Annotated in this window: 10 protein-coding genes; 9 read left to right on the top strand and 1 reads right to left on the bottom strand. The window is 73.0% G+C overall.

What is annotated here, in order from left to right; genetic code table 11:
* Positions 1–170: 170 nt before the first annotated feature.
* The 9 genes from rimP to ACZ56E_RS28350 all read left to right on the top strand — a co-directional run bounded on the left by rimP (position 171) and on the right by ACZ56E_RS28350 (position 12,248).
* Entirely contained in the window at positions 171–668 is a 498-nt protein-coding gene (rimP, locus tag ACZ56E_RS28390) for a ribosome maturation factor RimP (RefSeq protein WP_471218468.1), read from the top strand.
* Between the two features lie 2 nt (positions 669–670).
* Positions 671–1,669, top strand: coding sequence for a transcription termination factor NusA (gene nusA / locus ACZ56E_RS28385; protein WP_471218466.1), 999 nt, complete (start codon positions 671–673; stop codon positions 1,667–1,669).
* Positions 1,670–1,802: 133 nt separating this feature from the next.
* Complete coding sequence (locus tag ACZ56E_RS28380; RefSeq protein WP_471218464.1) at positions 1,803–2,093, top strand: YlxR family protein; 291 nt, start codon at positions 1,803–1,805, stop codon at positions 2,091–2,093.
* A 146-nt stretch (positions 2,094–2,239) separates the two neighbouring features.
* On the top strand, positions 2,240–5,383 hold the full coding sequence (gene infB, locus ACZ56E_RS28375) for a translation initiation factor IF-2 (RefSeq protein WP_471218462.1): 3,144 nt from the start codon (positions 2,240–2,242) through the stop codon (positions 5,381–5,383).
* A gap of 139 nt (positions 5,384–5,522) precedes the next feature.
* On the top strand, positions 5,523–5,816 hold the full coding sequence (locus ACZ56E_RS28370; RefSeq protein ID WP_398308555.1) for a DUF503 domain-containing protein: 294 nt from the start codon (positions 5,523–5,525) through the stop codon (positions 5,814–5,816).
* Positions 5,817–5,866: 50 nt separating this feature from the next.
* Positions 5,867–6,343: a 30S ribosome-binding factor RbfA gene (gene rbfA, locus ACZ56E_RS28365; RefSeq protein WP_471218461.1), complete on the top strand. Its 477-nt coding sequence runs from the start codon at positions 5,867–5,869 to the stop codon at positions 6,341–6,343.
* Positions 6,340–7,248: a tRNA pseudouridine(55) synthase TruB gene (gene truB, locus ACZ56E_RS28360; RefSeq protein WP_468611370.1), complete on the top strand. Its 909-nt coding sequence runs from the start codon at positions 6,340–6,342 to the stop codon at positions 7,246–7,248. Before rbfA ends, truB begins: the two co-directional genes overlap by 4 nt.
* Before the next feature lie 274 nt (positions 7,249–7,522).
* A complete protein-coding gene (locus tag ACZ56E_RS28355) occupies positions 7,523–11,152 on the top strand; it encodes a trypsin-like peptidase domain-containing protein (protein WP_471218458.1) in 3,630 nt (1,209 codons plus the stop codon).
* Between the two features lie 142 nt (positions 11,153–11,294).
* On the top strand, positions 11,295–12,248 hold the full coding sequence (locus ACZ56E_RS28350; protein ID WP_471218456.1) for a bifunctional riboflavin kinase/FAD synthetase: 954 nt from the start codon (positions 11,295–11,297) through the stop codon (positions 12,246–12,248).
* Here the strand turns inward: ACZ56E_RS28350 and ACZ56E_RS28345 are convergent.
* A complete protein-coding gene (locus ACZ56E_RS28345) occupies positions 12,245–12,520 on the bottom strand; it encodes a hypothetical protein (protein ID WP_471218454.1) in 276 nt (91 codons plus the stop codon). The two genes, ACZ56E_RS28350 and ACZ56E_RS28345, sit on opposite strands and share 4 nt — an antisense overlap.
* Positions 12,521–12,572: the final 52 nt, after the last annotated feature.

The raw sequence follows: 12,572 nt of genomic DNA, 5'->3' as shown, positions 1-12,572 counted from the left end.
TGTGATCACCGTACCTTCGGACCGGCTCCGCGCCCGCGAGCGGCTCGGGACGGAGCGGCGCATCGTCCGCTCCGTGGGCCGCAACACCCCTCGGGACCGGATACCCTTTGACCTGACACGCAGACTTGCAACGCACCCACAACAGCACACGCGGCCGAGGAGTCACCCGGATGAGCACCACCCAGAGCGAGAGGCTGCGGCAACTACTGGAACCGCTCGTCACCTCGCAGGACCTGGATCTCGAAGAGATCGAAGTGGCCTCCGTCGGACGCAAGCGGGTGCTGAGAGTCGTCATCGACTCCGAGGACGGCGTGGACCTGGACCAGATCGCGGAAGTGAGCCGTCTGCTCTCCGCGCAGCTCGACGAGAGCGACGCCATGGGCGAGGGGGAGTACGACCTGGAGGTCGGTTCCCCCGGCGCCGAGCGGGCTCTGACCGAGCACCGTCACTATGTGCGCGCCGTGGACCGCCTGGTGAAGTTCCAGCTGACCGAGGGCGGCGAGCTGACCGCCCGCATCCTCACCGTGGACGACGAGGGCCTCGACCTCGAAGTGCCCGGCGTGAAGGGCCGCAAGCCCACGTCGCGCAGGATCGCCTTCGACGAGATCGACAAGGCGCGTGTACAGGTCGAGTTCAACCGCAAGGACAAGAAGGAAGAGGAGGCGTAGCCGTGGACATCGACATGAGTGCCCTGCGGGGTCTGGTCCGGGAGAAGGAGATCTCCTTCGACCTTCTCGTCGAGGCCATCGAGTCGGCCCTCCTCATCGCCTACCACCGCACCGAGGGCAGTTTCCGGCGCGCACGGGTGAAGCTGGACCGCGAGACCGGCCACGTGACGGTGTGGGCGACGGAGGACCCGGCGGACCTCGAAGAGGGCCAGGAGGCCAAGGAGTTCGACGACACCCCGTCCGACTTCGGCCGCATCGCCGCGACCACGGCGAAGCAGGTCATCCTGCAGCGCCTGCGCGACGCCCAGGACGACGTGACCCTCGGTGAGTACGCGGGCCGGGAGGGCGACATCGTCACCGGTGTCGTCCAGCAGGGCCGCGACCCGAAGAACGTGCTGGTCGACATCGGCAAGCTGGAGGCCATCCTGCCGGTGCAGGAGCAGGTGCCCGGCGAGGAGTACCCCCACGGGATGCGCCTGCGGAGCTACGTCGTCCGGGTGGCCAAGGGCGTCCGCGGCCCGTCCGTGACGCTGTCGCGCACCCACCCGAACCTGGTGAAGAAGCTCTTCGCGCTGGAGGTCCCGGAGATCGCCGACGGTTCCGTCGAGATCACAGCCATCGCCCGCGAGGCCGGCCACCGCACCAAGATCGCGGTCCGCTCGACGCGCTCGGGGCTCAACGCCAAGGGCGCCTGCATCGGCCCCATGGGCAGCCGCGTGCGCAATGTGATGGGCGAGCTCAACGGCGAGAAGATCGACATCGTCGACTGGTCCGACGACCCGGCGGAGATGGTCGCCCACGCGCTCTCCCCGGCCCGCGTCAGCAAGGTCGAGGTCGTCGACCTCGGCGCCCGCTCGGCCCGGGTGACCGTGCCGGACTACCAGCTGTCGCTCGCCATCGGCAAGGAGGGGCAGAACGCCCGCCTGGCCGCCCGCCTCACGGGCTGGCGCATCGACATCAGGCCGGACACGGAGCAGCCCGACGACCGGGACGACCGGTAGCGGACCAGCGGCGGAAGTCGTCACGGGAATAAATTCCGGGCGGCGACCGCTTCGATCACGACAGTATGTGGCGAGTAGCCGTTCGATTCTTGCCCCGAAGGGGTGAGGTCGGTGCGGGGAGGTAGACTTAAGCGTGTCTGGCCGGACGCATGCCCGCGCACGCCCTGAGCGCACCTGTGTGGGGTGCCGGGAGCGAGCGGCCAAGAGCGATCTGCTGCGCATCGTGGCGAAAGAGGGCGTCTGCGCCCCCGATCCTCGCGGTACGCTGCCCGGCCGGGGTGCGTATGTACACCCCGCCCTGGTCTGTCTGGACCTGGCGGTCCGCCGCCGGGCGCTCCCGAGGGCCTTTCGAGCCCAGGGACCGCTCGACACGGAGGCCTTGCGCCGGGCTGTCGAGGCAGTTGCCGACCAGGCAACACCGTAAGACGTGGTCGCACGGAACCCCGTGCGGCCTTGGTATTCCGCGAGTTGGAAGTAGGTCGAGATTGCGATGAGCACTCGATGAGCACGCGATGAGTACGCCCATGAAGTAGCGACGGTCCGGCGTAACCCGGACCTAAAAGGAGCGAAGTGGCTAAGGTCCGGGTATACGAACTCGCCAAGGAGTTCGGGGTAGAGAGCAAGGTCGTCATGGCCAAGCTCACAGAACTCGGTGAATTCGTACGTTCGGCGTCCTCGACGATCGAGGCGCCCGTGGTACGCAAACTGACTGACGCATTCCAGCAGGGCGGCGGCAACGGCAAGTCCGCCGCCAAGCCCGGCGCGCCGCGCAAGCAGGCCGCCCCCAAGCCGCCGGCCCCCTCGGGCCCGGCGACCCCCTCTCCCGCGCAGGCCGCCCGTCCGGGTCCGGCCGCGCCCAAGCCGCCGGCGCCCAAGCCCGCCGCGGCCGAGAAGCCCGCTGCTTCGCCGGCGACCCCGGGCCCGCGCCCGACGCCGGGCCCGAAGCCGCCGGCCCCCAAGCCCGCGCCGGCCTCGCCGGCTCCGGCCGCCCCGGAGTTCACCGCTCCGCCGGCCGCCCCGGCTGCTCCGGCCGCCCCCGCGGCCCCGCAGAACCCCCGTCCGGCCGCCCGCCCGGGTGCCCCGAAGCCCGGTGGCCGTCCGGCCCCCGGTCAGGGCCAGGGTCAGGGTCAGGGCCGTGGCGACCGCAATGAGCGCGGCGACCGCGGTGACCGTCAGGGCGCCCCGCGTCCCGGCGGCCAGGGCGGTGCCCCGCGTCCCGGCGGTGCCCGTCCCGCGGGTCCCCGTCCGGGCAACAACCCCTTCACCTCCGGCGGCTCCACCGGCATGGCGCGCCCGCAGGCGCCCCGTCCCGGCGGCGCCCCGCGTCCCGGCGGCGGCCAGGGTGGCCCCGGTGGCGCCCCGCGCCCGCAGGGCCAGGGCGGCCCCGGTGGCGCTCCCCGTCCGCAGGGTCAGGGCGGTGCCCGTCCGACTCCGGGCGGCATGCCCCGTCCGCAGGCTCCGCGTCCCGGCGGCGCCCCCGGCGGCGGTCCCGCGGGTAACCGTCCGAACCCGGGCATGATGCCGCAGCGTCCCGCTGCCGGCCCGCGTCCCGGCGGTGGCCCCGGCGGCGGTCGTGGTCCCGGTGGCGGCGGTCGTCCGGGCGGCGGCGGTCGTCCCGGTGGCGGCGGCTTCGCGGGCCGTCCGGCCGGTCCCGGTGGCGGCGGCGGCTTCGCCGGTCGTCCCGGTGGTCCGGGTGGCGGCGGTGCCGGTCGTCCCGGTGGTGGCGGCGGCTTCGGCGGTCGTCCCGGCTTCGGCGGTCGTCCCGGTGGTCCCGGTGCCCGTGGTGGCACGCAGGGTGCGTTCGGCCGTCCCGGCGGGCCCGCCCGTCGTGGCCGCAAGTCGAAGCGGCAGAGGCGCCAGGAGTACGAGGCCATGCAGGCCCCGTCGGTGGGCGGCGTCATGCTGCCTCGCGGCAACGGACAGATCGTCCGCCTGTCGCGCGGTGCCTCGCTGACCGACTTCGCCGAGAAGATCAACGCCAACCCGGCGTCGCTCGTCGGCGTGATGATGAACCTCGGCGAGATGGTCACCGCCACGCAGTCCGTCTCCGACGAGACGCTGAAGCTCCTCGCGGACGAGATGAACTTCGTCCTGGAGATCGTCAGCCCGGAGGAGGAGGACCGCGAGCTCCTGGAGTCGTTCTCCATCGAGTTCGGCGAGGACGAGGGCGGCGAGGAGATGCTCGTCTCCCGTCCGCCGGTCGTCACCGTCATGGGTCACGTCGACCACGGCAAGACCCGCCTCCTCGACGCCATCCGCAAGACGAACGTCGTCGCGGGCGAGGCCGGTGGCATCACCCAGCACATCGGTGCCTACCAGGTCGCGACCGAGGTGAACGGCGAAGAGCGCGCCATCACCTTCATCGACACCCCCGGTCACGAGGCGTTCACCGCCATGCGTGCCCGTGGTGCGAAGTCCACCGACATCGCGATCCTCGTGGTCGCGGCGAACGACGGTGTGATGCCGCAGACGATCGAGGCGCTGAACCACGCCAAGGCGGCCGACGTGCCGATCGTGGTCGCGGTCAACAAGATCGACGTCGAGGGTGCCGACCCGACCAAGGTGCGCGGTCAGCTCACCGAGTTCGGTCTGGTGGCCGAGGAGTACGGCGGCGACACCATGTTCGTCGACATCTCCGCGCGCCAGGGCCTCAACATCGAGCAGCTGCTCGAGGCCGTGGTCCTGACCGCGGACGCCTCGCTCGACCTGCGGGCCAACCCGGAGCAGGACGCGCAGGGCATCGCGATCGAGGCCCACCTCGACAAGGGCCGCGGCGCCGTCGCGACCGTCCTCGTCCAGCGCGGTACCCTCCGCGTCGGCGACACGATGGTCGCCGGTGACGCGTACGGCCGAGTCCGCGCGATGCTCGACGACAAGGGCGAGAACGTGGAGGAGGCGACCCCGTCGACCCCCGTCCTCGTGCTCGGTCTCACCAACGTCCCGGGCGCGGGCGACAACTTCCTGGTCGTCGACGAGGACCGTACGGCCCGTCAGATCGCCGAGAAGCGTGCCGCCCGTGAGCGCAACGCCGCGTTCGCCAAGCGCACCCGCCGGGTGTCCCTCGAGGACCTCGACCAGGTGCTCAAGGCGGGCCTGGTCCAGGACCTCAACATCATCATCAAGGGCGACGCGTCCGGTTCGGTGGAGGCTCTCGAGTCCTCGCTGCTCCAGCTCGACGTCGGCGAAGAGGTCGACATCCGCGTCCTGCACCGCGGTGTGGGTGCGGTCACCGAGTCCGACATCGACCTGGCGATGGGCTCCGACGCCATCGTCATCGGCTTCAACGTCCGCGCGGCCGGCCGTGCCGCGCAGATGGCGGAGCGCGAGGGCGTCGACGTCCGCTACTACTCGGTGATCTACCAGGCCATCGAGGAGATCGAGGCGGCCCTCAAGGGCATGCTCAAGCCGGAGTACGAGGAGGTCGAGCTCGGCACCGCGGAGATCCGCGAGGTCTTCCGCTCGTCCAAGCTCGGCAACATCGCCGGTGTCCTCATCCGGTCCGGCGAGGTCAAGCGCAACACCAAGGCCCGCCTGCTGCGCGATGGCAAGGTCATCGCGGAGAGCCTCAACATCGAGGGTCTGCGCCGCTTCAAGGACGACGTCACCGAGATCCGCGAAGGGTTCGAGGGCGGTATCAACCTCGGCAACTTCAACGACATCAAGGTCGACGACGTCATCGCGACGTACGAGATGCGCGAGAAGCCGCGCGGCTGATCACGACAGCTCGAACCGGGGCCGGTCGAGGGGAGGAAATCCCGTCGATCGGCCCCGGCCGTTCCGTGTACGGTTCTTGTGTCCCTGCCAAGTGGTTGGCGGGGCGCCGAACCCGTACCGGCGGGACATCCGGACACACATGTATGTGGGGACTCTGTCCTTCGATCTGCTCCTCGGCGACGTACATTCGCTGAAGGAGAAACGCTCCGTCGTCCGTCCGATCGTCGCCGAACTCCAGCGCAAGTACGCGGTGAGCGCGGCGGAGGTCGGCGGTCAGAATCTGCACCGGCGGGCCGAGATCGGCCTCGCCGTGGTGTCGGGCGACTGGGCCCATCTCACGGACGTACTGGACCGGTGCGAACGCCTCGTCGCCGCCCGGCCCGAAGTGGAGCTGCTGTCGGTCCGGCGGCGGCTGCACGGCGACGACGATTGAACACAGCAAGACAAGCCCAGGGAATGCCCGGGGATAAGGGAGACGGAGCAGTGGCCGACAACGCGCGGGCGAAAAGGCTGGCGGACCTCATTCGAGAGGTGGTTGCTCAGAAGCTGCAGCGCGGGATCAAGGACCCGCGGCTCGGAACGCACGTGACGATCACGGACACCCGGGTGACCGGTGACCTGCGGGAGGCCACGGTCTTCTACACGGTCTACGGGGACGACGAGGACCGTGCGGCGGCCGCCGCGGGCCTGGAGAGCGCCAAGGGCGTGCTCCGGTCGGCGGTCGGACAGGCCGCGGGCGTGAAGTTCACGCCGACCCTGTCCTTCGTCGCCGACGCCCTGCCGGACAACGCGCGGGCCATCGAGGACCTCCTCGACAAGGCCCGGATGTCCGACGAGAAGGTGCGGGAGGTCTCCGCGGGCGCCGAGTTCGCGGGCGGCGCGGACCCGTACAAGAAGCCCGAGTCCGACGAGGACACGGACGGCACCGAGGACGAGACGGACGGCGACGCCCGCGCATGAGCAACAGCAGCACCACAACGCCGGACGGCCTTGTCATCGTCGACAAGCCGTCCGGCTTCACTTCGCACGACGTGGTGGCCAAGATGCGCGGGATCGCCAAGACCCGCCGCGTCGGCCACGCGGGCACCCTCGACCCCATGGCGACGGGCGTCCTCGTGCTCGGCGTGGAGCGCGCCACCAAGCTCCTCGGTCACCTGGCGCTGACCGAGAAGGAGTATCTGGGCACCATCCGCCTCGGGCAGAACACGATCACCGACGACGCCGAGGGCGAGATCACCTCGTCCGCCGACGCCTCGAAGATCACCCGTGCGGCCATCGACGAGGGCGTCGCCAAGCTGTCCGGCGACATCATGCAGGTGCCGTCGAAGGTCAGCGCCATCAAGATCGACGGCAAGCGGTCGTACGCCCGCGCCCGCAAGGGCGAGGAGTTCGAGATCCCGGCCAGGCCCGTGACGATCTCCGCCTTCACGGTGTACGACGTCCGTGACGCCGTCGCCGAGGACGGCACGCCCGTCCTCGACCTGGTCGTCTCGGTCGTCTGCTCGTCGGGGACGTACATCAGGGCGATCGCCCGTGACCTCGGCGCCGACCTCGGCGTCGGCGGCCACCTGACCGCGCTGCGGCGCACCCGCGTCGGCCCCTACAAGCTGGACGCGGCCAAGACCCTCGACCAGCTCCAGGAGGAGCTGACCGTGATGCCCGTGGCCGAGGCCGCGGGGCGGGCCTTCCCGCGCTGGGACGTCGACGAGAAGCGCGGCCGGCTGCTGCTCAACGGCGTCCGCATCGACATGCCCGAGGAGTACGCGGGTGTGGGCGCCGTCGCCGTCTTCGACCCGGAGGGCCGCTTCCTGGTCCTGGCGGAGGAGTCGCGGGGCAAGGCCAAGAGCCTGGCCGTCTTCGCCTGACGGCCTTCACGTCCGGTCGCCGTGCGACCCCGACGGCCTTCTCGTCCGGTGGCCTGCCCGCCCGACGACATTGTGGAGCGGCGGACCCTGGTCCGCCGCTCCACCATTCCCCCCACTAGAGGTGTTTCCATCGCCACCCGCCGATTCACCCCTTCGGGCAGGCGCTCGGAGTGAACCGGGGGGTCGGAAGGGGGCGCGTTCGCGCGGCCTTCTGTCCCGCTGATCACTCCCGACCTACGGTCGGGAGAACGGGGCACGGTGGGGAGGTTCGAGCATGGCGGGACACGGCGGAGGAGGGCTCTCGGCTCCGGCGCCGGACCGGTCGGTGGTGCGGGTGTGCGATCTCGCCGGGCGCCCGCGCGGCATGGGCTTCGCGGCCGACGAGCACGGCACGGTCGTCACCAGCCACGAGGCGGTCGACGGACTCGCCCGGATCGTCCTGCACGGGCCGGACGAGCGGACCTGCGTGGTCCCCGCCGACGCCGTGGTGGCGCTGCCCGAAGCCGACCTCGCGCTCATCCGCACGGAAGGGCTCGGACTGCGGCCCCTCCCGGTCACCACGCGGAACACCGTGCCGACGGGAACGTACGTGCGGATCACCGCCCGCGGCTGGCGCGAGGCACGCGTCCTCGGCACCTCGGCCGTCACCTACACGGCCACGGACCGCTTCCACCGCGTGGGCGCCGCTCTGGAGCTCGCGATCGGCACGGACGGCGCCGACGCGCTGCGGCTCGGCGGCGGGGCCGCGGGCGGGCCCGTCGTGGACGCCTCGTCCGGCGCCGTCCTCGGCGTCCTCGGGACGGCCCTGCTGCCCCAGGCCGCAGGCCCCGCCGCGCCCGGGCAGGACGCCTGGACGCACCGCCCGGCCGGCTTCGCGGTGGCGCTGCGGGACGCGGCGGCCGCCGACCCGGGCGGACCGCTCGCCGAGCTCCTCGCGCGCAACGCCGCGACCGTGCCCGCGTACGGCGAAGACCTCAACCTCGCGGGCGCGCTGCACCTGACCGCCACGTCGGCGGGCTCCGACGGCCCGCACGCCGCTCTTCCGCACACCGCCCCCCTCGAACCGGTCGAGCGGCCCGACACGGCACGGGAGTTCACCGCCTTCACCGCGGGCCCCGCGCGGGTGCTCGGCCTCGTCGGCGACCCCGGCACCGGACGCACCACGGAGCTCGCCGCGCTCGCCGCACGCCGGGCGAGGGGCGCCGAGCCCGCCCCCACGCTGTGGCTGCGCGGCGCCGACCTGCTCGGCATGGACGCGTCCGTGGCCGACGCGGTGGAGCGGGCGCTGGACCGCGCCGGGCGGATCCTGGCGGCTGCGGAGGAGGAGTCCGCGGACCGGGACCTCGGAGACATCTCGGCACACCGCGTCGCCCGGCTCGTGCGGAACGCGGGACGGCCCCTGCTCCTGCTGCTCGACGGCCCCGAGGAGATGCCGCCCGTGCTCGCCCACCGCCTCGCGGAGTGGAGCGACGGCACGGCCAGGTGGCTGCGGGACACCGGCGCCCGCCTCGTCATCGCCTGCCGTGCGGAGTACTGGGAGCAGGCCGGCGCCCACTTCGGCGCGGCGTCGCACCCGGCGGACGGCGTGGGGCTCCCCGGCTGCGTACACCTCGGTGATCTGCCGGAGCCACAGGCCCGCCGGGCCCGTGCGCGGTACGGCATCCCCGACGGCGCGGTGTCGCACCCGGCGGGAGACGGCGTGGGGCTCCCCGGCTGCGTACACCTCGGTGATCTGCCGGAGCCACAGGCCCGCCGGGCCCGCGCGCGGTACGGCATCCCCGACGGGGCGATGGCCGACGCCGACGCGCGGCATCCGCTGGCGCTGCGGCTGCTCGCCGAGGTGCGGGCCGCCCGGCCGGACGCGCCGCCGCCGGGCACCCCGGACCGGGAGGACATCTTCGGCGCCTATCTCGACCTGGTGTGCCTGCGGGTCGCGGTGCGGCTCGCGGCGCCGAAAGGCCTGCGGGGGACCGCCGTGCGCCGTCTCGCGGCGACGGTGTCCGGCCAGGTCCACGAGGCGGCGCGGCGCTGCCTCGGGCCCGGCCAGGGGCAGCTGGACAGGGCCTCCTTCGAAGCGGTGTTCCCGTGGGGAGCGCTGCCGGGCCGGGGGAGCGGGGCCTGCACGGGATGGGCGTCGGCGGTGCTCACCGAGGGGCTGCTCGTGCCGGCCGGGCCGGGCTACCGCTTCGCGCACGAAGAGGTGGCCGACTGGCTCCAGGGCATGCACCTCGACGTCGACGGGGCGCTGGCCTCACTGGTCCACCGGCACCGGGACGCGGCACGGAACCCGTCGGTTCCCGCACAGCGACGGCGCGACCCGGCCCGCCCGGCGCCCGTGCCGGTGCCGCGGCACCGCATCGGCCCGGTGATCCAGGCGCTGCTGTCGCTGGGCCGGCAGCGGGGCGCCGCCGAACTGGCCTCGCGCCTTGTGGACTTGGCGGACGCGCTCGCGGACTTCGACGCCTCCGGGACGGCCGGCTTCGAGGACGCCGCATGGTGGGCCCGCCGACTGCTCGGGGAGGTACTGCTGCGGGTCCGCGACGCGTCCCCGTACCTCGCGGTGCTCGAACCGCTCGCGGACCGGGCGGAGTTCGGGACCGCCTTCTGGCTGCGGCTGCCGCTGGGCGCGGCCGACCGGTTCGCGCTGCTGCGGCGGCTCGTCGTGCACGACGGACCACCGGGGGCCCCGGACCGCTGCCTCGACGCCGTCGCGGAACTGCTCACCGCCGACCCCGTGGGCGTACAGCCACAGCTCGCCCAGTGGTTCGCCGACGAGCGGCCGCTGGCCGCCACGCCCGACGCCACCGTCGCCTCCGCCGCGCAGGCGCTGCTCCACACCCACCGGCACCGCGCCATCGACGACCTCACGGAGACTTTGGTCGACCGCGCCCACGCCCGCGCCGACGAGCTCCTCGCCGCGCTAGCCGAGGAGGAGCCATCGGCCGTCTGCCGCGCGGTCGGCCGCTGGGCCCACGACGAGCGCCCCGCCCGCCGCGTCGCCGCCGCCACCTACGGCCTGCGCGCCGCCCCGCACACCACCACCGCCACGGACCGCGAGCTCCTGCGGCAGGCAGCCTCCGCGCTGCTCGCACGCCCCGCCGACGACACCCTGCACGGCGCCGCGCTCGCCCTCCTCGTCCGCGACCCGCAGACCCGCTCCCAGCACCTGCCCCGGGCCCTGCGACGCTTCGCCGCCGCCGACCCGCAGCTGCCCGCGAGCTCCCTCGCCACCGCCCTGCCCACCCACCCCGAGCCCGTCCTCGACGCCTTCCGCGCCCGCCTGCACGCCCAGGGCCCGGCCGCCGACGACGTCCTGTGCGCCCTCGCCGACGTGACCACGCCCGCCCTCGCCCACCGCGTCGCCACCCTCGTGCACGACCTCCTGGAGGCCCGCCCCGAGGCGGCCGGGATCGCCGCCGCCTACATCGACCGGCGCCTCGAACACGGCCCGGGCGTGCGCGGCGTCCTCTTCCCGCTGGTCGCCGGGCTGCTGCACAGCAAGCCCGTACAGGTGAGGGCCGCCCTCGCGCCCGTCCTCGCCGCCCCGGGGACCGCCGCGTCGCGGGCCCTGCGGGACGAACTGCTCGACGTACTGCTCAGCCAGGAGCGGGACGCCGCGGTCCTGGAGAGCGTCCTGCGGTCGGTGGCGCGCGGCGCGGGGGAGCGCGGCGAGGACCGCACCCGCGAGCTCGTGCGGCGCGTCGGACTGCTGCTCGTCCGCACTCCGGAGGGCGCGGCCTGTTTCGACCGGCGCCTGGTCGAACTGGCTCGCGGGCGCCCCGGCTTCGCCACGCTCGTCGCGGGCTGGCTCGAAGCCGCCCCGCAGGACTGGGCCGCCCTGGTCGGCCCGAGCGCCCACCGCATGATCGAGAACCTCACGGGCGGCATCCGCGTCCTTGCCTAGAGGGTGCCCGGACAGAGTGACCCCTGCCACTCCCTCCGGTGCGAGCCGGGACCCGTCGGCATGGCAGTCTTAGACCTGCGCAATCGGCAATGGGAACGTACAGATGTACGTGACGTATACGGGTTCGGCGAGGAGCAAAGAAGTGCAGCGCTGGCGTGGCTTGGAGGACATCCCCCAGGACTGGGGGCGCAGCGTCGTCACCATTGGTTCCTACGACGGCGTGCACCGCGGTCACCAGCTGATCATCGGGCGTGCCGTGGAGCACGCGCGTGAGCTCGGCGTGCCCGCCGTGGTCGTCACCTTCGACCCGCACCCCAGCGAGGTCGTGCGCCCCGGCAGCCACCCGCCGCTGCTCGCCCCGCACCACCGGCGCGCCGAGCTGATGGCCGAGCTGGGCGTGGACGCGCTGCTGATCCTCCCCTTCACCACCGAGTTCTCGAAGCTGTCGCCCGCCGACTTCGTGGTCAAGGTCCTCGTCGACAAGCTGCACGCGCGCGTGGTCGTCGAGGGCCCCAACTTCCGCTTCGGCCACAAGGCCGCGGGCAATGTCGACTTCCTGACCGAGCTCGGCCGGACGTACGACTACGAAGTCGATGTCATCGACCTGTACGTGAGCGGCGAGGCGGGCGGCGGCGAGCCGTTCTCCTCGACGCTGACCCGGCGCCTGATCGCCGAGGGCGACGTGACGGGCGCCGCGGAGATCCTGGGCCGCCCGCACCGCGTCGAGGGCGTCGTCGTGCGCGGCGCCCAGCGCGGCCGCGAGCTGGGCTTCCCCACGGCCAACGTGGAGACGCTGCCCCACACCGCCGTCCCCGCCGACGGCGTCTACGCCGGATGGCTGCACGTCGAGGGCGAGGCCATGCCCGCGGCGATCTCCGTGGGCACGAATCCGCAGTTCGACGGCACGGAGCGGACGGTCGAGGCGTACGCGATCGACCGCGTCGGGCTCGACCTGTACGGGTTGCACGTGGCGGTGGAGTTCCTGGCCTTCGTGCGGGGACAGGCGAAGTTCGACTCGATCGACTCGCTGCTCGTGGCGATGGCGGACGACGTGAAGCAGTGCCGCGAACTGGTCGAGGCGGCACGGAACGCCTAGCCGCACGGGCCCGGTGTCCCGGTCCCCGATTTCTCCTGTCGGCCCGCCGACTGCCGGAGTGCCTCCGCCTCCCTGATGCGTTCCGTGCAGGAACCCGGGTCCTGTTTCTCGTCTTCCGTCCGCCGGACGAGACCGTGGCGCACGCCCGCGCGGTCCTGGGTCCGTTTCTGCCCCTCTTCGTCGAGGGGTGGCCTCGGCCCGCGCTGGGCCCACTCGTGGAGGAGTTCGGCCGCTGGTTGCGTGACGACACCGCTCGCGGCCCAGGTCGACATGCTGGCCGACTCGTTCCAGCTGTCCTAGCGACCGGTCCGTCCCCTGTCCTGG

The sequence above is a fragment of the Streptomyces sp. NPDC039480 genome, from assembly GCF_055597165.1.
This window is presented reverse-complemented; position numbering and strand designations above follow the sequence as displayed.